This window comes from Paenibacillus sp. TC-CSREp1 (genome assembly GCF_050171015.1).
GTDB classification, from domain to species: Bacteria; Bacillota; Bacilli; order Paenibacillales; family Paenibacillaceae; genus Paenibacillus; species Paenibacillus silvae.
Genome location: NZ_JBNOKM010000019.1, coordinates 1 through 21,540, shown reverse-complemented (window position 1 = coordinate 21,540; position 21,540 = coordinate 1). Strand labels below are relative to the sequence as shown.

The following is a 21,540-nucleotide window of genomic DNA, read 5'->3' as shown; positions in this document are numbered from 1 at the left end:
ATCCATTCAGACAGAAGCATCACTGGTTATGCCGGCTCACTCATCCCATGGGGAAGCGCAGCAACGCAGAGGTAGTTGGAGGAACATGTTCAAGAGTAAGACCGGGGTTGTGGGCCTGTTCCTGCTTCTGATAATCATATTACTATCACTCGCTGCACCTTATATTGCGCCACATGATGCGTCAAAGGCAAATATTGCACAAAAGCTTCTTCCCCCTGCGTGGGCAGAAGGCGGAACTTGGGAATACGCCCTGGGTACCGATGGGCTGGGTCGTGATATTTGGAGTCGGATTTTATATGGATCACAGGTCTCACTAATCGTCGGTTTTAGCGCCGTGATCATCTCGGGAATCATCGGTATTGTGCTTGGTCTTTTGGCCGGGTACTACGGTTCGTGGATTGATGCCATCATTATGCGTGTGACAGATGCTTTTGTCGCTATTCCTACCATTTTGTTCATGATGCTGTTCATGTTTGTGCTTGGGGAAGGGATAGGGACCCTAATCTTTGTCATTGGCATCACAGGCTGGGTAAGTTATACCCGATTGGTCCGAAGTGAGGTACTGAGTGTACGAGAGCGTGATTATGTGCGTGCTGCCCGCGTTAGTGGTGCCAAAACACTTCGAATTGTAGGGATTCATATCCTGCCCAATATTATTTCATCGATTATTGTCATTGCTACGATTAATGTGGGAAGAGTCATTATATCAGAAGCCGCTTTGAGCTTTCTTGGATTGGGCATTCAGCCGCCGGCCGTATCATGGGGAGGCATGCTCAGCGACGGCAGGCAGTATCTGGCTACCAGCTGGTGGGTAGCTACACTTCCGGGACTGGCCATTACCATCACGGTACTGGCGATCATTTTTGTCGGAGATTGGTTACGTGACTGGCTGGACCCCAAATTGAAATAGGCAGTATGGCGGAGTGGCTCTCATCCAAAATTCAGATTTGAGGTGATGTGTCTATGTCTATGCCCGAAATGTTGCTGGAGGTGAAGGATCTCCAAACCTCTTTCAGAACAAGGGAGGGGATCATTCCTGCAGTCAACCGGGTTTCATTTGAAATAGGGAGAGGAGAAACCCTTTGTATTGTCGGTGAATCGGGTTCAGGCAAAAGCGTAACCTCATTGTCGATTATCGGGCTTCTTGATTCACCAAGCAAAGTGGTTACCGGTGAAATCAAGTTAAAAGGGCGCAATCTCCTTACATTGAGCAAAAACGAAATGAGAAAAATTCGTGGCAGCGAAATTTCCATGATCTTTCAGGAACCGATGACTTCGCTCAATCCTGTATTTACGATTGGTAGCCAAATTGCCGAGTCGCTCCGGACGCATACGGGGTTGAAGCGAAGCGAGGCCAAGGCTAGGAGCATCGAATTATTAAGAATCGTTGGCATTGCACACCCGGAAAAGGCATATCACTATTTTCCCCATCAGCTATCCGGAGGGATGAGGCAGCGAGTGATGATCGCATCCGCATTATCCTGTAATCCAAGTCTGCTCATTGCAGATGAACCTACAACAGCTTTGGATGTTACCGTCCAGGCTCAGATTCTGGAAGTCATCAAAGATTTGAGCAACAAGCTGAATACAGGCGTGATTCTCATAACGCATGATCTTGGGATCGTTGCCGAAATGGCCGATCGGGTCATCGTAATGTATGCAGGGGAAATCGTAGAAGAGGCACGGGTAGAGGATCTGTTCGACCGTCCGCTTCATCCTTATACTTCCGGCCTGCTAAAGTCGCTGCCCCAGCTTCATATCGAGCAGGAAGAGCTCTTTTCCATCAAGGGCACGGTTCCTAACCTGCATGAACTTCCCCCCGGCTGTGCCTTTCAGTCCAGATGCCCGTTCGCAACAAGCAGGTGTGGAACAGAGAAACCGGAACTTGAGTGGATTGAAGCAAGTCATAGGGCAAGATGCTTTTATCCGCTGACTCAGGGAGGGATAAGGTGAAAAGTGCATTGCCGGAAAATCATAAAGAACCATTATTGATGGTACAGGGACTAAAAAAATATTATCCCTACAGAACGGGATGGCTGGGTGCAAAGAAGGGGCACATTCAGGCCGTTGACGACCTCAGCTTCGTTGTGCACAAGGGAGAAACGCTTGGCATTGTAGGGGAATCAGGGTGTGGCAAATCGACATTGGGGCAGCTGATACTTCAATTAGAGGAGCCGACGGAAGGAGAAGTATGGTTTGCGGACCAAAGGCTGACGGGCATGAGTGAGAAGAAGCTTGGCAGCATACGTTCGGACTTGCAATTGATCTTTCAGGACCCCTATTCTTCATTGAATCCAAGGCTTAAGGTCAGGGACATTATTGCAGAGCCGTTTCGTATCCATGGTCTGCCAAAGGGAGAGTCTTTAGAAAGCAGACTTGTGGAATTAATGGAAACGGTTGGTCTGGCCAAGCATCACTTGGATCGGTATCCGCATGAATTCAGCGGTGGGCAACGGCAACGAATCAGCATTGCCAGAGCGCTGGCATTAAGACCCAAGCTCATCGTATGCGATGAAGCTGTATCGGCACTGGATGCATCCATTCAGGCACAAATCCTTAACTTGCTCAGGAAGCTTCGGCGGGAGCAAGGGATCACATTTATTTTTATTGCGCACGGTTTAGCCTCCGTCAAATTTGTCAGCGATAAAATCGCAGTAATGTATCTTGGCAAAATCGTAGAGCTGGCCGACAAAAATGATTTGTTCAGCCATCCAAGGCATCCGTACACCCAATCCCTGCTGTCAGCGATCCCTGTATCGCATCCAAGGGATAAAAAGCAGCGAATCGTGCTGCAAGGGGATGTCCCAAGCCCCTCAAATCCACCCCGAGGATGCAGGTTTCATACGAGATGTCCGATAGTACAGGAAATTTGCCGGAATCAATCCCCTGAACTCAGGGAACTCACAGCAGGTCACAGGGTATCGTGTCACTTTCCGTTATAAACATTACATGAAAGCTGAGGTGAGGCAAGCGAATGAACAGGAACCGCCAGATGATATTGAATTTTTTCATGAATAGTACAGGCTTTCACGAAACGGCATGGAGATTGCCTTCGGCTGAGCCGGAAGGCGTCACTTCATTTTCGTTGTACAAAAAAATGGCGCTGATCGCTGAGCAGGCCAAATTCCACACCGTATTTTTGGCCGATGCCTACGAACTTGGAGAGAATATGAAACATCAGGCGCTTAGCCGTCTGGAACCGTATACCCTTTTATCCGCATTGGCAGGGGTTACTGAACGAATCGGACTTGTAGCCACGGTATCTACTTCTTATACAGAGCCTTATCACACGGCCAGACTGTTCGCTTCCCTGGACCATCTGAGCGGCGGCAGGGCGGGCTGGAATATCGTGACAACGGGGATCGGGAATACACATCTTAATTTTGGCCGCAAAGAAAATTATGAGCATACCGAGCGTTATCAGCGTGCATTGGAATTTGTTCAGCTAGCCACCAAACTATGGGACAGCTGGGAAGACGATGCACTCAAGTTTGACAAGGCTCGGGGCTTGTATGCGGATGTGGAGCGTATTCATGCGGTGAGGCATCAAAGTGAAATTTTCTCCGTGGAGGGTCCCTTGAATCTGCCGCGTCCACCGCAGGGATACCCGGTTTTGGCCCAGGCAGGTTCTTCGGAGGATGGCAAGGAGCTGGCGGCGCGTATCGGAGAATTGATATACACAGCCCAGCAGACATTGGCAGATGCCCAGGCATTTTATGCCGACGTCAAGTCCCGGGTAGAAAAATACGGACGCCATCCGGATGATGTAAAGATCGTTCCAGGATTCAGCGTAGTCGTGGGCGCAACCGAATCGGAAGCAAAAGAAAAAGAGGCCGAGCTGCGGGAGTCTATTATTCCTGAACTGGGATTGTACCGGCTCTCCAAGCGGTTGAAGGTGGATCTGTCCTCTTATCCGCTCGACGGGCCTGTGCCTGAGCTTCCCGATCCAGCAACCATTAATGAAAATCGAAGCCGGTTTGAGTTGATGAAAAATATGATTGAATCTGAAAAGCTTACCATTCGCCAGCTGATCGAAAGGGTGTCTGGAGGCAATGGACACCGCACTTTTGCCGGTACGGCCGAGCAGGTGGCAGATGAGATGGAAGAGTGGTTCACTAACGGTGCATGTGATGGCTTTGTCATCCGGCCGCAGGCACTCCCTTCAGGCCTTGAGGATTTTGCCAGATTGGTAATTCCCGAGCTGCAGCGGAGAGGATTGTTTCACACAGAGTATCGGGGAAATACGCTGCGGGAGAATCTCGGACTTACCCGTCCAGCCAATTCGTTTTCGGTTCGAAGTAAGCGAGATAAGGGAGTGCAGCTGATATGAGCAGGGGAAGAAAACTGAAGCTGGGATTATTCGTGCAAGGTGCGGGCCATCATGTGGCGGGCTGGCGTCACCCTAAGGCACTATCCGGAAGCGAAAATTTTGATTTAATCAAGCAGGTTGCGCAAAAGGCGGAGCAGGCGAAGCTGGATATGATCTTTTTGGCGGATGGACTTACGACATCTGCAAGCAGTCCGGCCTCGGTGGTGACGCGTTTTGAGCCGATTACGCTATTGGCGGCGCTGTCTACGGTAACCCGGCAGATTGGTTTGGCCGTTACGGCTTCCACAACGTATTACGATCCGTTCAATCTCGCCCGTCTTATCGCTTCGGTGGATAAGCTAAGCGAGGGGCGGGCAGCGTGGAATGTGGTGACTACATCCAGCCCGGAAGCAGCCCAAAATTTCTCTAACACAGCGCATCTGGAGCACCACTTGCGTTATGAGCGTGCGGCTGAATTCGTCGAGGTTGTTAAGGGACTTTGGGACAGTTGGGAACAGGACCCTTACATTGTAAACAAGGAGACCGGTGAATACATCGATCAAAGCAAAGTGCACGAGCTGAATCATACAGGCAAGCATTTTGCTGTTAAAGGTCCATTAAGTGTGACCCAGAGTCCGCAAGGTCATCCCGTCATCATTCAGGCGGGGTCATCGGGACCGGGACAAGAGCTGGCTGCGCGGATTGGAGAAGTAGTGTTTACAGCGCAACAGTCTTATGAAGATGCCCAGGCCTTTTACGCAAGCCTTAAGGGGAGGCTGCCGAAGTATGGTCGCTCTCCAGAACACCTGCATATTCTTCCCGGTTTGTTTCCCGTCATCGGCAACACCGAAAAGGAAGCCAAGGAGAAGTATGAGGAACTTCAGCATTTCATTGATGACTCCCGAGCCTATGTGACGTTGGAGGAACGGTTCCAATATGATCTGAGCGGTTACTCCCTCGATGATCCAATACCGGATATTCCAGAGTCGGATGGTCGCAAGAGCAGACCTCAGCTCCTGATGAAGCTTGCCAGGGAAAAAGGGCTTACCCTGCGTCAGCTGTACCGTGAGGTTGCGGGAGCACGCGGGCACCGCATTGTGGTGGGCACCGCAAACCAGTTGGCTGACCATATCCAGAAATGGTTTGAAGGTTATGCTGCGGACGGCTTCAATATTATGCCTCCTTTTCTGCCAGACGGGTTTGATGACTTTGTTCAGGGAGTTATACCGGAGCTACAGAATCGCGGGTTATTCCGAACCGAATACGAAGGCAGCACGCTTCGGGAACATCTCGGTTTACCTGTGCCCCAAAACCGTCATTCCATCGTTCCTACCCCATAAATTATTTGAGGAGAGAAGAATCATGTCTGATATCGAGGTAAAGAACATTTTCCTTGGATTGCCAACCACCTGTATTTCAGATGTACTAGGGGGGTTGACCAATCTGGATTATGCGATCAAACCGATCGATCCCCAGCACAGGATCGTTGGGAGGGCCTTTACGGTGAGCATTCCCGCAGGAGATAATCTTACCGTTCTGCAGGGAATTCGGGAAGCCCAGCCCGGTGATGTGCTGGTGATTGCAGCTCAGGGCGATACTCGCCGGGCTGTTGCAGGCGACTTTGTTGCAGGGCTTGCACAAACCTTCGGACTTCAGGGGATGGTCGTTGACGGCGTCATCCGGGATATTGAAGGGATTCGCAACCTGAATTTCCCCGTTTTCAGCCGAGGCACAACAACGGCGTCATCCAACAAGTACGGGGGTGGGCATACGAATATTCCGGTCTCGGCAGGAGGGACAAATATCCGGCCCGGTGATTGGATCATTGGAGACATCGATGGTGTGGTTACCGTTCCTAGTGAACAGGTGTACGAAGTAGCAAAGGCTGCCAGAAAGAAATTAATTCAGGACGAAGAACGCAGCAGCGGTATCCAGAGGGATAAAATTTTGGCCGGAATCTATATAGATAACCTGTTGGGGACCATTCCTCAATCCAATTAATGATGTCATTACAGCTATTAGCTGTCTGAGAACAAAACGTAGTTGCTTGAAAAGGTCGCCAATTGGCGGCTTTTTTTTCTCTCCATCGTTCATAATAATTCTCCGGGGATTAACATCATGGGGGTGCCAAAGATAACAAAATAATTCATTTCTAAAGGGCCATACGTATTGTACCTGTGTCCATTTCGGGTTAATAATAAGAAGGAAAGTAAGATATTAGCGATTTGATGATTCAAAATGCGATATAATAAGCGTATTGGATACGTGAAATTTTACATAGAGTTAAAGAAAGAGAATAACGGAGCTGATGGCAAGAACCAGGTGCAGGATCGCCTGAATGATGCTCCGGGCCGGAGGAATGGGAATGATCAAGCTGTTTGTTCACTTGAAGAAGTACCGGGTCGCCGCCATTGCAGCGTTAGTCATGATGCTGATTGAATTAACGGTGGAGCTGGCTCAGCCGTATCTGATCTCCAAAATTATTGATAATGGTATCCAGCAGGGGGACTTGAACGTTGTGTGGATGTGGGGAGGCGTGCTGGTGGTAAGTGCGCTGATCGCTTTTGCCGCGGGCATTGCAAGTTCATTTTTTGCCTCTCATGCCAGTTTGGGGTTTGGATATGACCTGAGGGAGAAGCTGTATGAGAAGATGCAAACGTTTTCCTATGCGGTGTTTAACCGCTTTGCTACTTCGTCGCTTATCACCCGATTGACCGGGGATGTTACTCAGGTGCAGGATACGATCTTCATGAGCCTGCGCTTCATGACACGAGTTCCGCTGGTGGTGATTGGCAGCATGATCATGGCGGTGGTGGTAAACCCGAGACTGGGATTGCTGCTGGTGGTTATGGTGCCTGTGTTGCTTTTCTTTGTTATCTGGATGATCAAAAAGGCAGCGCTGCTGTTCCGCAATGTGCAGCGCAGACTGGATGCCGTGAACGGTGTCATCCAGGAAAATCTGACAGGCATCCGGCTGATCCGTGTCTTTGTTCGGATGGGCCATGAGATTGAACGCTTTGCCGGCTTCAGCGGCAAGCTGATGAAGGGCACAATTTCCGCGCTGCGCCTGACGGAGACAACAATGCCGTTCATGCTCCTGATGATGAATGGCTGTATTATTGCCGTGTTATGGTTCGGGCGGCTGGACATCGCCTCGGGCTCAGCAACGGTCGGTGAAGTCGTTGCTGTTATTAACTATCTGCTGCGTACTATTGGAGCGATGTCGGCGCTATCATGGATTCTGGTCACTTTTTCCCGGGCAAGTGCTTCAGCACAGCGTCTGAATGAAGTGTTCGAGACAGAGGATACGTCGGAGACGGAACGGACGGGACAAAGCAGCCTGACTGGTCATATTACACAGATTAGAGAGAATGGAAAGAGTGATCAGACCGGACAGGTTGTATGGATGGAAGAGCACAGCAAGAATGGGCAAACTGGGAAGATTGGGCAGAGGGATCAAAGTGAAAGTGAAAGTGAAAATGTAAGTGAAAGTGAAAAGGCCCCAGTGGGTGTGTCCGAGAGAGGGACAGAGCATGTAGATCTCCCAAGTTCAATCCATCATCGTTCAGAAAGCTCTGGCGCGGGCTCTACACGGAAAGAACATAATTCTCGTACTGTGCAAGGTGCGGTAGAGTTTCGCAAGGTTGGCTTCAGTTACCCGGGTAGTGAGATTAAAGTGCTCGAGGATATTTCGTTCTCAGCCAGAGCGGGCGAGCGAATTGCCATTATGGGCGCAACCGGTTCTGGAAAATCTTCTTTGGTGCAGCTGATTCCGCGGCTGTACACCGAAGAACAAGGGCAGGTGCGTATTGATGGCGCCGATGCGTCAACGCTGGATTTACCGACGCTGCGCGGTTCAATCGGGTACGTGCCACAGGAGGTAATCCTGTTCACCGGCTCCGTGCGGGAGAATATTGCCTGGGGACGTGAGGATGCTTCAATGGAGGAGATTGTAGAGGCAGCGAGACGTGCGCAAATTCATGAGACGATCGAGCAGCTTCCGAATGGATATGATACGCAGCTGGGCCAAAGAGGGGTTAACCTTTCCGGCGGACAGAAGCAGCGCCTCTCGATTGCGAGAGCTTTGGTGCGCCGTCCAAGCATTCTCATTCTGGATGACAGCACAAGCGCACTGGATGTAGCTACGGAAGGCCGCTTGCTGGATGCGTTGGAGGAGCTCTCCTGTACGACGTTTATTATTACGCAGAAGATCAGCTCGACGACTTCGGCCGACTTGATCCTGTTATTGGACGATGGAAGGCTGATCGGACAGGGCAAGCATGAAGACTTGATGGAGTCGTCGGAGCTTTATCGTCGAATTCATGAATCACAATACGGGGAGGGTGCGCAGTATGTTCAAAGCATTCATTGAGCCGTTCCGTCAGCCACGGCCTGCACTTGATCCCGAATCACTTCGTTCAGGCAGTGGACGCAAACCGAAGGCAAGAGCCAAAAACTGGTCAGGTACGCTGGGGCGAATCTGGAGTTACCTTGCACGCCGCAAGGTCAAGCTTTCGCTTGTGCTGCTCATGGTTTTGGCCAGCTCCGGTCTGGCTTTGCTTGGTCCATATATGGTCGGCGTGGCGGTGGATCAATTTATAGCCGGGGAAGCGACAAGCTCTAGCTGGATCACGTTTCTGCTGGGGCTGACAGCGGTGTATGTTCTCTTTTCGCTCACCTCCTGGCTGCAAAATATATGGATGATCGAGATCGCACAGGAAACGGTATTCCGCATGCGTTATGATTTGTTCTCCCATCTGCACAAATTGCCAATCTCGTTCTTTGGCAAACGTCAGCAGGGTGAGATTATGAGCCGGGTGACCAATGATATCGAGAATGTGAGCAGTACGCTGAACAGCTCGGCGATTCAGATTTTTTCGAGTGTATTAACCCTGCTCGGCACTTTAGGAGTAATGCTGTGGCTTAGTCCGCTGCTGACCTTGCTTACCTTTATCGTTGTGCCTCTGATGGCCCTCGGCATGAGATGGATTACACGCCGAACAGGCCCGCTATTCAAAGAGCGGCAGCGAAATCTTGGTGAACTCAACGGTTATATTGAGGAGACGTTATCCGGTCAGCGCATCATCAAGGCTTTTTCACAGGAGGAACGGGTTATTCGCGGCTTTGAAGAGCGGAATATGCGTATTCGCATTTCGGCCTTCTGGGCGCAGACCATATCCGGTTTTATCCCGAAACTGATGAATGGGCTCAATAATCTGAGCTTTGCGATTGTCGCGGGCATCGGTGGCATCTTGGCGATCCAGGGCTCTGTGACCGTGGGTGTCATTATCATCTTTGTAGAATATGCGCGTCAATTCACACGTCCGCTGAACGATCTGGCGAATCAGTGGAACACACTGTTGTCTGCGATTGCGGGTGCAGAGCGGGTGTTTGAGGTGCTGGACGAGGATGAGGAAGCGAAGGATGAAGGGGCAGCGATTGCTTTGGATAAAATGGAGGGCGACGTCCGGTTCGACAATGTATCGTTCGGGTACGATGAAGGGCGAGATATTCTGCGCGGCATTAGCTTCCAGGCAAAGCCCGGCGAGATGATTGCGCTGGTGGGGCCAACAGGAGCGGGGAAAACCACGCTGATTCAGCTGTTATCCCGTTTCTATGATCCGACAAGTGGAGCCATTACCGTGGATGGGCATCCGATGACGAGCATTCGTCGTGATAATTTGCGTTCGCACATGGCGTTTGTATTGCAGGATTCATTTTTATTTCAAGGAACGATTCGTGAAAACATCCGGTTTGGACGTCTGGATGCCACCGACGAAGAGGTGGAGGCTGCTTCGAAGCTGGCGAATGCCCATTCCTTCATTATGCGAATGAAGGATGGCTACGACCGGGTGCTGCAAGCGGACGGGAGCGGCATCAGCCAAGGGCAGAAGCAGCTGCTTGCGATTGCCCGGGCAATTTTGGCTGATCCTTCCATCCTGGTGTTGGACGAGGCCACCAGCAGCATTGACACCGTGACCGAGATCAAAATTCAGGAGGGGCTGGAACGTTTGATGCAAGGCCGCACCAGCTTTGTCATTGCGCACAGGCTGAACACCATCCGCCAGGCTGATCGAATTTTGGTGCTGAAGGATGGACGGCTGCTGGAGCAGGGATCACATGACGAACTGCTGAAGCAGGGCGGATTCTATAGTGAGCTGTACCACAGTCAGCTGCGGAAGAAGGCACAGTAGGCTGCAAGAATAGAGCAGATCTGAGCGGATTGGAATGGAAGTGGAGAGAAGAGAAGATAAGAGAAGGTAAGTGAAGTGGAGAAGAGAAGAGTTATGAGAAGTATTAGGGGAAATTAGGTGAATGGTGCAGAGATCTAATGAAGTGAAGCTTGATGCAGAGCGCCAATTAAGTTAAGCAGGTCGGGAAATGCGGGGAAGTGGGGTATGAGCTTAAGTGGGGATCGCGGAACAGAAGAGTGATGGGGAAACAGAGGCGTGGTGAGTTGTTCTGGACTCGATTTTTGAGTAATGAATGGTGCTGAGTTCTGGACTCTGAGTAAATGAGTGCTAAGTGGTGCGGAGTAGAGTCGTGTGGGTCGAGTAATGATGAGTAATATGTAATGGAGCGTGGGGAGTTTAGCAGTTTAAGTAGTCTAAGCTTTTGTGCTGAACGGCATCGGATATGGCTGGGCAAGTGCTGCTGCGAACGTAGTGGTTAGGAGGTTGCTGTCGCTTTTGAAAAATCAAAAAGTAGCGCACTGGCTTATTCTTTTTAATGGAATTTACGCAATTACGCTGTTACCGTATCCAGTTTTCTTTATTTTCGGATTATATAGTCAGATGGGAAGTAAACAGGGAGGCATTGAGTATTGGATTTATGCGCTGCTGCTGTCATATCCGATAGGTGTATTACTTTCTCTGTTCTGTTGGTTGTTTTATCATTTTGGGAAATACAAAACAGCGATCGCAGTGGCTAATCTTTTTCTCATATGGCTGGTTCCGCTGCTAACTTTGATTGCATGGTTGAATTACTATTGAGAAGAAAGAGGACTTCCGAAGAGTCATTGGCGCGTGTCTGAAAACGCTGAAGGAAGCAGATTTTACCGAAATTTTGTTCCAAGCCAAGCAGTTTACCGCAGGCGTGCCGGGGCACATCAAGGGAAAGTGATGCAGCTAGGCGGCGAAAAGGCGATAAATGATGCACTTCAGTAGGTTTCAAGATATGCCGTGAGTATGACGGGAAGTCCTCTTTGATATGTTTACCCGACAAGTCACGCCAGCCTGATGAAATTGGGGAGGGGAGGGGGATTTTTTTATGGAAGCTGAACTCTAACGATCCCAGGAAAGCTTATTTGGCAGTTTTTGCCCAAGTTTAAAATGTAACGATTCTGAGAGACGCTATTTAGTGATATTTAGCTCATTTGGAGCTGAAATCGTCATTTCGCGGAGGAATAAGGTCACTGGGAATCGTTAGAGTTCTGAATGCTGGGAAATGACCCAAATAAGGTTTCTAGGAATCGTTAGAATTGGAGAGCGACGGTTTCCTGGATAACCCCGTGCCTGTCGGTCGGTCATGAACTACAGATACGTAGATACCCCGCGCCTGTCGCTCGATCATGAACCGCAGATGCGTAGATAACCCCGCGCCTGTCGGTTGAGCTTGAACTACAGATAAGTAGATAATCCCGTGGCTGTCCGTCGGTCATGAACTACAGATGTGTAGATACCCCGCTCTCGCCAATCGAGCATGAACTTACAGTTACCTAGATAATTCAGCGCCCCGCCGATCGAACATAAGCCACAGCTTCCCGGATAATTCTGCGCCATCGGCGGTGCCAACCCAAATTACATTCCACCACCTGAGTCTACGTTTCGCCTACAACGATCCGCACCATTAACCTGAGCCTAAACGAAGTACAATTCCCTCGTCGTTATACAGCTTTAACCAACCATTCCATCTATGCAAGGCACTTCATCCAACGTCCACCCAATATCTATCCATGCATCAAACGTCTATCCAACGTCCACCCAATATCTATCCATGCATCAAACGTCTATCCAACGTCCACCCAACCGCCGTTATGCAGCAAAAGCCCCGCCCACTGTGAACTGGGGGCTATGCGCGAACATTGTTAGTGATCCCCAGAGAGTATGATGTCTACCTGTGCTGCTTCCCTTCCACGCATGACGGTGATTGGCCCAGTCTCAGGAAGTTCACTTAACAAGTCACCTTCCAGTTATGCACTTCATTTACCAGTAGCGGCTGATGCCGTCGAATGTAATCCTCCACCAGTGCAGCCATATCCGTGGCGCCTTCGTGCAGCACCTTTTTGCCCGGATACATCGCATAATCTCCACCGCCTGCAGCACGATAGCTGTTCATCACCACAGCGTATGTTGCGTCCATCTCCAGTGGTTTTCCTTCACGCTCCAACTGTACCACACGGTTACCAACTGGCTTAGAGATGTCCAGTTCGTATTCGATCCCGGCCCACATGTCGTAGTTGTAATGCTGAGGTTTGGGCTGCATGTATGCGGGATTCACGGCCACTTTGCCTGAAGCGTCTAGCTCGAAATAACGTGCGGTCTGCTCCAGTGCTTCCCGAATATCCGCTCCGCTCAGTTCAAGCACAGTCAGGGTGTTAGGATAAATGAAGTTCGACAACACATCACGTACCGTAATCTGTCTGCCGAATCCGCGAGCCTCTTCGCTAAGCATAGCTGTGTTGGACAGCTGAGCACCTGTTGCTTCGAGCTGTACCTGATGCACAAATTCAATAAAAGGATGCGCTTGAAGCCGAAGTTGCGCGGCGCTCGCAATAGACAAATCCCCATCTCCCGCGACTTCGCCAATCGGCTGATCCAGCCATGTCTGTGCGGATGCCTCCAGCTCTTCGGTCAGCTGCATCACGAGTGGGTCAGGCTTGAGATCAGGATGCTCATCCAGCAGTAATAAACGCGCTTTTTTGTCCGTCACTGCCCATTTGCCGCCTGGCAGCTGCTCAAGCTGTACTGACACATGACCTGCTGCACTTCCGTTGAATCCGGGTTGAATCACGGTTACCCCATGAATTTCGGCGGTTAGCTGGCGGTGCTGGTGTCCCGTGAGCAATACATCAATACCTTCGATCTCCCGGCAGATGGCATAGGCCTGATTTTCCCCCGTTAAGCGCTCCGCAGGTTCTCCCGTTTCCAGCTCACACTCGAATCCGCCATGATAACTGACCACCAGCACATCGGGCTGCTCATATTCACGAATGTATGCCACCCACGCACGAATGGTTTCCAGTGCATCCACAAAGTGAAGGCCTTCAATATTTTTCGGATGCTCCCAGTTGGGGATGTAATGTGTGGTCGCACCGAGTAAGGCAATTTTTACGCCTGAAGAGAGTGTCTTGACCAGATACGGATGTCCAAAAGCAGGGATACCCGCTCCAGCAGGTGCAATAGGACGTTCCAGTCGAGTATTTTCCGAATCTCCACTCGAGTCTGCATTATAGCAATGAACCGCGATCGATGTATCCTCATAGGTCATATACGCTGGCTGATTGGCAGGATGCTCTGCATTTGCAAGCTCTGACGTTCGCTTTTCACGTTTCATCACTATATTGGCAGAAAGCCAGGGAAAGGCTGAACCTTCCACCGCTCTGCGCAGCAGCTCCTGTCCATAGTTAAACTCATGATTACCCGGCACGGCGGCATCGTATCCCAGCTCATTTAACACGTTAATGAAAGGATGGAGACCATCTCTGGAAATGTGTGAAGCCGCATACGAGGCAAGGGGGGAACCTTGCAGCAAGTCTCCGTTGTCAATGAGCAGCAGCTCAGGTGAACGCTCCCGTTCCTTGCGAATAAGAGAAGCCAGCATGGCGAGACCTGCCGGACGATATGCATTGGTATTGTAGTGAATCGGGCGAATAGCCCCGTGAAGGTCACTGGTGAACATGAGCTCAACGTTTGTGGTAGGGGGAATGCGGGTCATTTTACAATCTCCTCTAATATATAAGTTTAGATATATGGCAGAAACAGTGGATGCTGTACAGGAAACAGCCTGAACCACAGGGGATAAGCCGTGATAAACGCATGTTTCATCCAGAAACATCGACCATAATGAGCCTATTTTAACAGATGAAAGTCCCGTTGACAGCATGACAGCAAACTTTACAAAACTCCAAATTTCGTTTCACATCACGCGAATATTTGCCAATTATAGTAGACAAGTATTGAAAATCAGAAAAACTTTTGGAGGGTGTTCGATTGAAGAAGTCTGCTTTATTTTTACCATTATTGATTTTGGTTCTGTTCCTGAGTGCATGTGGGTCTAACGCGACAACCAATTCGACAAACGGAGCTGAAGCCAGTTCGAGCGCGTCCGGCACATCGACAGAACCAGCTGAGAAAGACAAAACGGCTGATGGCTATGTTCCTACGGAACTGACGGTGCAATTCGTTCCTTCCCAGAATGCAGACACCCTTGAAGCAAAGGCAAAACCGCTGGAGAAACTGCTTGGCGACAAGCTGGGTATCCCGGTAAAAGTCAGCGTTTCTACAGATTACAACACAATCATTGAAGCGATGTCTTCCAAAAAAGTAGATGTAGGTTTCCTGCCTCCAACGGCTTATGTACTGGCGAAGGAAAAAGGGGCAGCACAGGTTATTTTGCAAGCTCAACGTTTTGGTGTGAATGATGAGACGGGCGCTCCGACAGAGCAGCTGGCAGATTCGTATAAATCCATGATTATTGTGAAAAAAGACTCCCCGATCCAGTCCATTGAGGATCTGAAAGGTAAAAAAATTGCCTACCAGAACGTAACGTCTTCTGCAGGTTATGTATGGCCTGCGGCACTGCTGATGGATCGCGGTATTGATCCGCTCAAGGATGTACAGCCTGTAACCGTTAAAGGCCATGACCAAGGTGTGATCGCCGTGCTGAACGGTGATGTGGATGCCGCAGCTATTTTCCAGGATGCCCGTAACACGGTGTCCAAAGACTATCCGAATGTATTCAAAGACACACGCGTACTTGCTTTCACTGAGCCGATTCCTAACGATACCATTGCTGTCCGCAGCGATATGAATGCAGATTGGACTGCCAAGATCAAACAAGCCTTCATCGATATCGGTAAAGATACAGAAGGTCATCAGATCATCAAAGAAATCTACACGCACGAAGGTTATGTGGAGTCCGATGACAGTAAATTTGATATCGTTCGCCAGTATAACGAGAAAGTGAAAACCGAGTAGTTTTTCGGATGAGTTGTATCGCTCACAGCAGTGAACAGGCCAGTTCAGCGTAATTGACGCTGTTCTGGCTTGTGCCGTTATTACTAGCACACTCCGCAGGCCTTGGATAGGATCAGCCATAACATAGCAGGCATGAACATTATGAATGAAAGAAGGATTAACGTGATGATTGAGCTTCACAATGTAACCAAAACGTATGCCAACGGAACGAAAGGCTTGAATAACATCAATTTGACATTGAAGCAGGGGGAATTCATTGCCGTGGTCGGTTTATCCGGTGCAGGCAAATCAACGCTGCTGCGTTCCATCAACCGGCTGCATGATATTAGTGAAGGTGAGATTCTGATCAACGGCAGCTCCATCACCAAAGCCCAGGGCAAACGCCTGCGCATGATCCGCCGGGATATCGGCATGATTTTTCAAAGCTTTAATCTGGTGAAACGCTCTAGCGTGCTGCGCAACGTACTGGCTGGTCGGGTGGGGTATCATTCCACACTTCGCACGATTCTGGGCCGTTTTCCAAAAGAGGATGTCGAGCTGGCCTTTGATGCACTGGATCGGGTGAATATCTCGGAGAAGGCTTATTCTCGTGCGGACCAGCTGTCTGGTGGACAGCAGCAACGTGTGGCTATTGCGCGTGTGCTCGCACAGGAAGCCAAAATTATTTTGGCCGATGAACCCGTCGCTTCCCTTGACCCGCTCACCACGAAACAGGTTATGGATGACCTCAAACGGATCAATCAGGAGCTCGGGATTACCACGATTGTTAATTTGCACTTTATTGATCTGGCCAGAGAGTATGCGACACGGATTGTTGGCTTGCGGGCGGGGGAAGTGGTGTTTGATGGCCCGGTAGAAGAGGCAACGGATGAGCGATTTGCTGAAATATATGGCCGCCCGATTCTGGCTGACGAATTGCTGGACAAGCAGGCTGTGCATGAGCAGGGAGAAGTGCTGGTATGAAGCAAGAGGTTAACGTTTCACTACAGAATGCAGGAGGATCGGGGAACCGGATGGGTCCGGGCTCTGGAACAAGTCCGAGTCAGGTCGTGCGTCGTCCCAAGCCGCCTGGTCGTACCAAACATGTACTGACGCTGCTGCTTATTCTGCTGCTGTTGTGGGCTAGTGCGAAGCAGACGGGTGCGGGTATAACCGATCTGATTACAGGCATTCCCGAGATGTGGAAGCTGCTGAAGGAGATGTTTCCACCGCGGTGGAGTTATTTTGACAATATCGTTCAAGGCATGCTGGAGACGATTCGTATGGCGCTGCTGGGTACGACAATTGGTGCGATTCTCGCGATTCCGATCTCGATTATTTGTGCTGGTAATCTGGCGCCGAGCCGCTGGATTTATTATCCGGCACGTTTTCTGCTGAACCTGATTCGTACGATCCCCGATCTGCTGCTTGCAGCACTGTTTGTTGCTGTATTTGGATTGGGGCCGGTTCCGGGTATTCTCGCACTGGCTGTGTTCTCGGTGGGGCTAATTGCCAAGCTTACGTATGAAACACTGGAAACCATCGACAAAGGGCCGCTTGAAGCGATGACCGCTGTGGGCATGAACCGGATTCAGCTTATTGTGTACGGCGTTGTTCCCCAGATTGCGGCACAGTTTACCTCTTATGTGCTATATGCCTTCGAGATTAACGTGCGCGCCGCTGCCATTCTGGGATTGGTCGGAGCGGGGGGCATTGGGCTTTATTATGAAGCAACACTCGGATTCCTCGAATACGACAAGACCAATACAATCATTATTTTCACACTGGCTATCGTTCTGATTATCGACTATGTGAGCACTAAGCTGCGGGAGAAATTGTTATGATGAAAAATGAAGCAAGCCGGTATCGGCCCAGACCCAAACCACGAAAAAATTCGCTGCGCTGGATCATTATCCTGCTGTTAATTCTGGTCTATGCGTGGGCGCTTGCGGGCGTTCCTTTTACCGGATTCAAGGAAACCGCAGGACAGATTATGAAGGCGATTATCGCAGGTATTTTCTCCCCCGACTGGAATTTTGTCTATTTGCCTGAAGGGGAGGATTTGCTGCGCGGACTGCTGGATACACTCGCGATCTCTGTACTTGGTACCGTAATCTCTGCTGTGCTCTGTATCCCGTTTGCCTTCTGGTCAGCACGTAATATGAGCGGCCACCGGGCCATCTCGGGTGCAGGTAAAATGATGCTGAGCTTCATCCGTACGTTCCCCGAGATTATTATGGCGCTGCTGTTCATCAAGGCTGTCGGTCCTGGCTCGTTCGCCGGGGTGCTGGCCCTTGGACTTCACTCGATTGGCATGCTGGGTAAGCTGTTTGCGGATGAGGTTGAAAATATTGACTACGGCCCGTCCGAGGCACTGCTGGCTTCAGGGGCAACCCGGATGCAGCAGCTGTGGTTTGCCATTCTGCCGCAGGTCATTCCTGGTTTCCTGAACTATACGCTGTATCGTTTTGAAATTAATGTGCGCTCAGCCACGATTCTCGGTGTAATTGGTGCAGGCGGCATCGGAACACCGCTAATCTTTGCACTCAGTACACGCAACTGGCCGCGTGTCGGCATTATCCTGCTCGGCATCATCGTGATGATCACGATCATTGACCTGATCTCGGGATATATTCGCAAGAAGCTGGTGTAACAGGGATTTGTAATACACTTTTTTCTCCAACCCGAAACGAAGCAATGATTTATACAAAATTGATCCATCATGGATCGCAAAGCAGCCGTGCATCAGCGCATGAGCTGCTTTTTGTTTATTGGATAAGTACTATTGATGGGAAAGAGTGAACATTGGTCGAGCCAGCTGGACACGACGGTTACTAAGGGCGAAAGCGAGCAGGGAGCATATATTATCTCTTACAAAAAAGATAGCTGGGAGAATGTTCAGAATTTTAAAATCAGCATAAACAATGGACAAATAATCAGACAGGAAACCGGTCTAGCGTCTGCTTCTATTCAGTTTCCGGTCATGAGGACAGAAGGCTTTAAGGCTAGTGATGAAGAAGACCAAACGGTTGAGATCGAGTGGACTGGTGTGAATGGTGAAAAATATGAAGAGAGTATGCTTTTACAAGCAGAGTAACTGAGAAAATTCGTGCTTTGGGGCAGCGAATATAAGGGCTCCGTGGGTGAGCTTCATACCTAGCTAAGCTTTTACATGAATTTGAACATAATGAAAACTGTATTTTATTTCTATTTACGCTTGTATTATTCATTTATCCGTAGAAGATACCGATGCTCTATTAAAAGGGGGCGTGAATCATTTTACGGATGATACTGTTGATTATCACGGGTGCGCTCAGCATTTGTGGCGGGTTAACTTTTTTGAAATATTCGATTGTACTGATTCCTGCTATAGATGTTGGTCTGCATGCCTTTTCTGGACCGTCGCTAAGCGGTATCTTGTGGAGGATGGTGTTAACTTTGCTCCCCTTTGTGGTGGCTGTGTATGGTCTTCATCGAAAACGAGAATATGTGTTTATCAAAGTTATGGTGTATCTTTTCAGCGCAGCCTGGCTTTTAGGATTTATCCGGTTGATTAATTCATAATAATTGGGTTGCGGGTGAGTGAATGGGGTTGATTGTTGGGAAGAGTTGCTATGTAACGTACATAGAGGAACAACTAAAAGTAAAAGTAAAGGTAAAGGTAAACAAGTAGTCAGCGGGAAGGCATATTGAGATTACCTATGAGAAGAATAGGGTGCCCAAGATAGAAGGAGCAGGATATGTTAAAGCTCTGAAAAAAATAATAAAAGGTGATTAGCCTATGGAAAAGTTTTATTTTATCTGGATCATGTTTGTGGCAGCGGTATTGCTGTACAGGATGATTTTTCAGAAGTTTCAACGACATCAACGTGAGAATATTGGACTTAGCGCTATTCTGATTGTGTTTACGGGGAGTAGCTATGCATTCGCGCAGATGAATCTTTTTTTCGTGATTGCAATCATTGCACTAGGTGCTTATTGCGCGGTCTGGAACAGTATTCTTTTTACAAGGAATGGTTACGAGAAAGCACGCCTGAAGTGATGTGAATGTTGTAAATTTATATGGAGTGAAATGAAATGATATGAAGTAAGAAAAGCGAAGCAAAGTAAAGTAAAGTAAAGTAAAAGTAAAATATAACGCATTGGAATCAACTGAAATGAATTGAAATAAGTAATACTCGTGGTACGAGGGAAGGTCCGGTAGAAGTCGCACAGTGAGTGTAAAGTGATGTGATTACTAGTATGACTAATAAGTGTTTGGATTGTCAACATCAAATCAGACAACTTTTTTAAGGGCTTCTTGGCGATACTGAATAGGTGTTAAATACCCCAGCGATCCATGAATTCGATGCCGGTTGAACCAGTTGACGTAGTCGTATAATTCCAGTTCTAAATGACGAAGGCTTCTAAACTCCATCTGGTAAATAAACTCCGTTTTCATAACCTTGTAGGTGGCTTCAGCTACGGCGTTATCGTAGGGACATCCTTTTTTACTGAGGGATCGGCCAATATCAAACGTACCTAGAAGCTGGTCCATCGCGTGGTTTTTAAACTCACTTCCGCGATCGGTATGAAACCACTGGATTTGGCTCAAGTCGCCTTCTACCGTTGCAAAGGCACGTGAAACCAGAGCAGCGTCCTTATGTGGACCTGCACTGTGGCCAATAATTTCTCGATTAAACAGGTCAATGAGGATGCAAATATAATGCCACCGATTCCCGACCTTCACATATGTTAAATCGCTTACGACAAAGCGTCTCGATTCCGTCTGATTAAACTCACGATCTAATTCATTTGCCGTTGTCGCGTCATTACAAGCTGTTTTGTGAGGCTTAAATTGGGCAATGGTGTACGTGGAAACGAGGCCCTGTTCTTGCATGATTCGACCAATACGACGTCTGGAGACGATGAATCCTCGTTCCTGAAGCTTGGCTTTCATCTTTCGTGTACCATAAACTTTTCGATTTTTGTGAAAGATACTCACAATAGCTTCCGTGAGCTTATCTTCACTTGGCTCTTCCTTCATTTCATAATAGAACGTACTTTTGGCGATCTCGAGGACGCTGCACATTGCTGATACCGAGTATTTATCACGGTTATTCTGGATGATAGCTACTTTCGTCCCATGATCAGCGCGGCTTGCTTTAAAATGTCGTTCTCCATTCGTAGACGTTGGAGTTCTTTACGCATAGCGATTAATTCGTTTTCTTCCGGCGAACGGTTGTCTTTTTCTTTAAAAGATCCTGTGGCCTGCGACTGCTTGATCCAGCGGTCTAAAGCCGAAGCAGTGAGGTCGTATTCCTCTACGATAGCAGCTCGGGGCTTGCCGTTTTCATAGAGCTGTACCATTTGTTTTTTGAACTCAGTTGTGAATGAACGTCGTTGTTGTCTAGGCATTGTAGAGGTCCGCTCCTTCAAATTGATAGTTTTATTCTACAAGCCCTTATTTTTTCTGTCCAACTAAGTGTAGCCGATCCAGTGCTGATTTGTTATGACTAGGTGTTTACGGTACTAAGTCGTTGTAGCTAGTATTGCTTGGTAATGAGTGGGTCCTGGCTTGGGTGTTAAGTTGGTGCTTTTTAGTGGCATTTCGGGCTGGGGCGAGGAGCTAACGATTCCCAGAAGCCTTATTTGGCCTGAAAAGGGGGCTTCAAAATTCTAACGATTCGTAGGAACGCTATTTGCTGCAATTAGCCCATTTTTGCTCTTCTGTACCCGAAATTTAGCCAAATAGCGTCGCTAGGAATCGTTAGAATGTAAAAGGTGTCCAAAACGGCTGAATAAGGTTTCTCAGATTCGTTAGAGTTGCAGTGACCAAGGGAGCGGGTGATTTCTACTCAAAGTATCGTGAAAAGCGCTCAAACGACGATCTCAACAAACATTCCCTATCCAACTCTCCCTTTTTGAAAAGAACACAAAAAAACCGAAACCAACAGGCCAGCTCTCTGGCTGTGTGGTTTCGGTTTTTGCGTCCCAGTTTGCGTCCCAGTTTGCGTCCCAGTTTGCGTCCCAGTTTGCGTCCCAGTTTGCGTCCCAGTTTGCGTCCCAGTTTGC

At 49.0% G+C, this 21,540-nt stretch carries 19 protein-coding genes; 16 read left to right on the top strand and 3 right to left on the bottom strand.

Going from position 1 to position 21,540, the window contains the following annotated elements:
• Positions 1–28: 28 nt before the first annotated feature.
• From ACQSGY_RS24905 to ACQSGY_RS24865, 9 genes are all read left to right on the top strand, one after another.
• Entirely contained in the window at positions 29–910 is an 882-nt protein-coding gene (locus ACQSGY_RS24905) for an ABC transporter permease (protein ID WP_427181414.1), read from the top strand.
• A 59-nt stretch (positions 911–969) separates the two neighbouring features.
• Positions 970–1,953, top strand: coding sequence for an ABC transporter ATP-binding protein (locus tag ACQSGY_RS24900; RefSeq protein WP_427181413.1), 984 nt, complete (start codon positions 970–972; stop codon positions 1,951–1,953).
• A gap of 38 nt (positions 1,954–1,991) precedes the next feature.
• The gene (locus tag ACQSGY_RS24895) at positions 1,992–2,942 is read left to right on the top strand and encodes an ABC transporter ATP-binding protein (protein WP_427181412.1); all 951 of its coding nucleotides are present in this window, start codon (positions 1,992–1,994) and stop codon (positions 2,940–2,942) included.
• Positions 2,943–2,974: 32 nt separating this feature from the next.
• Complete coding sequence (locus tag ACQSGY_RS24890) at positions 2,975–4,330, top strand: LLM class flavin-dependent oxidoreductase (RefSeq protein ID WP_216515780.1); 1,356 nt, start codon at positions 2,975–2,977, stop codon at positions 4,328–4,330.
• On the top strand, positions 4,327–5,649 hold the full coding sequence (locus tag ACQSGY_RS24885) for an LLM class flavin-dependent oxidoreductase (RefSeq protein ID WP_427181354.1): 1,323 nt from the start codon (positions 4,327–4,329) through the stop codon (positions 5,647–5,649). The genes ACQSGY_RS24890 and ACQSGY_RS24885 overlap by 4 nt, the downstream gene beginning before the upstream one ends.
• A gap of 22 nt (positions 5,650–5,671) precedes the next feature.
• Complete coding sequence (locus ACQSGY_RS24880) at positions 5,672–6,310, top strand: RraA family protein (RefSeq protein WP_427181353.1); 639 nt, start codon at positions 5,672–5,674, stop codon at positions 6,308–6,310.
• Positions 6,311–6,674: 364 nt separating this feature from the next.
• Positions 6,675–8,681, top strand: a complete 2,007-nt coding sequence (locus ACQSGY_RS24875; protein ID WP_427181352.1) for an ABC transporter ATP-binding protein — start codon at positions 6,675–6,677, stop codon at positions 8,679–8,681.
• Entirely contained in the window at positions 8,662–10,503 is a 1,842-nt protein-coding gene (locus tag ACQSGY_RS24870; RefSeq protein ID WP_427181351.1) for an ABC transporter ATP-binding protein, read from the top strand. Before ACQSGY_RS24875 ends, ACQSGY_RS24870 begins: the two co-directional genes overlap by 20 nt.
• A 495-nt stretch (positions 10,504–10,998) precedes the next feature.
• Positions 10,999–11,301: a hypothetical protein gene (locus tag ACQSGY_RS24865; RefSeq protein WP_188594925.1), complete on the top strand. Its 303-nt coding sequence runs from the start codon at positions 10,999–11,001 to the stop codon at positions 11,299–11,301.
• Between the two features lie 1,180 nt (positions 11,302–12,481).
• Here the strand turns inward: ACQSGY_RS24865 and ACQSGY_RS24860 are convergent.
• Entirely contained in the window at positions 12,482–14,245 is a 1,764-nt protein-coding gene (locus ACQSGY_RS24860) for a bifunctional metallophosphatase/5'-nucleotidase (protein WP_427181350.1), read from the bottom strand.
• 275 nt (positions 14,246–14,520) lie between these two features.
• Between ACQSGY_RS24860 and ACQSGY_RS24855 the strand changes: the two genes are divergently transcribed.
• The 7 genes from ACQSGY_RS24855 (at position 14,521) to ACQSGY_RS24825 (ending at position 19,528) form a co-directional block, all read left to right on the top strand.
• Entirely contained in the window at positions 14,521–15,507 is a 987-nt protein-coding gene (locus tag ACQSGY_RS24855; protein ID WP_216515792.1) for a phosphate/phosphite/phosphonate ABC transporter substrate-binding protein, read from the top strand.
• 165 nt (positions 15,508–15,672) lie between these two features.
• The gene (phnC, locus tag ACQSGY_RS24850; RefSeq protein ID WP_111270275.1) at positions 15,673–16,470 is read left to right on the top strand and encodes a phosphonate ABC transporter ATP-binding protein; all 798 of its coding nucleotides are present in this window, start codon (positions 15,673–15,675) and stop codon (positions 16,468–16,470) included.
• 50 nt (positions 16,471–16,520) lie between these two features.
• Positions 16,521–17,330 (top strand): phosphonate ABC transporter, permease protein PhnE, encoded by an 810-nt coding sequence (gene phnE, locus ACQSGY_RS24845; RefSeq protein ID WP_427181411.1) that lies wholly within the window; start codon positions 16,521–16,523, stop codon positions 17,328–17,330.
• Positions 17,327–18,139 (top strand): phosphonate ABC transporter, permease protein PhnE, encoded by an 813-nt coding sequence (gene phnE / locus ACQSGY_RS24840; protein WP_427181349.1) that lies wholly within the window; start codon positions 17,327–17,329, stop codon positions 18,137–18,139. The genes phnE (ACQSGY_RS24845) and phnE (ACQSGY_RS24840) overlap by 4 nt, the downstream gene beginning before the upstream one ends.
• Positions 18,140–18,274: 135 nt before the next feature.
• On the top strand, positions 18,275–18,583 hold the full coding sequence (locus tag ACQSGY_RS24835) for a hypothetical protein (RefSeq protein ID WP_427181348.1): 309 nt from the start codon (positions 18,275–18,277) through the stop codon (positions 18,581–18,583).
• A 197-nt stretch (positions 18,584–18,780) separates the two neighbouring features.
• Complete coding sequence (locus ACQSGY_RS24830) at positions 18,781–19,050, top strand: hypothetical protein (RefSeq protein ID WP_427181347.1); 270 nt, start codon at positions 18,781–18,783, stop codon at positions 19,048–19,050.
• A gap of 217 nt (positions 19,051–19,267) precedes the next feature.
• Complete coding sequence (locus ACQSGY_RS24825) at positions 19,268–19,528, top strand: hypothetical protein (protein ID WP_427181346.1); 261 nt, start codon at positions 19,268–19,270, stop codon at positions 19,526–19,528.
• A 234-nt stretch (positions 19,529–19,762) separates the two neighbouring features.
• Here the strand turns inward: ACQSGY_RS24825 and ACQSGY_RS24820 are convergent.
• Positions 19,763–20,883, bottom strand: a protein-coding gene (locus tag ACQSGY_RS24820) for an IS3 family transposase (RefSeq protein ID WP_427181345.1) whose coding sequence is annotated in 2 segments (ribosomal slippage) — positions 19,763–20,634 and positions 20,634–20,883 — 1,122 coding nt in all. Because the reading frame shifts where the segments join, the coding sequence is not laid out codon by codon here.
• Between the two features lie 436 nt (positions 20,884–21,319).
• On the bottom strand, positions 21,320–21,540 hold a 221-nt coding region (locus ACQSGY_RS24815), incomplete at its 5' end, for a hypothetical protein (protein ID WP_427181344.1).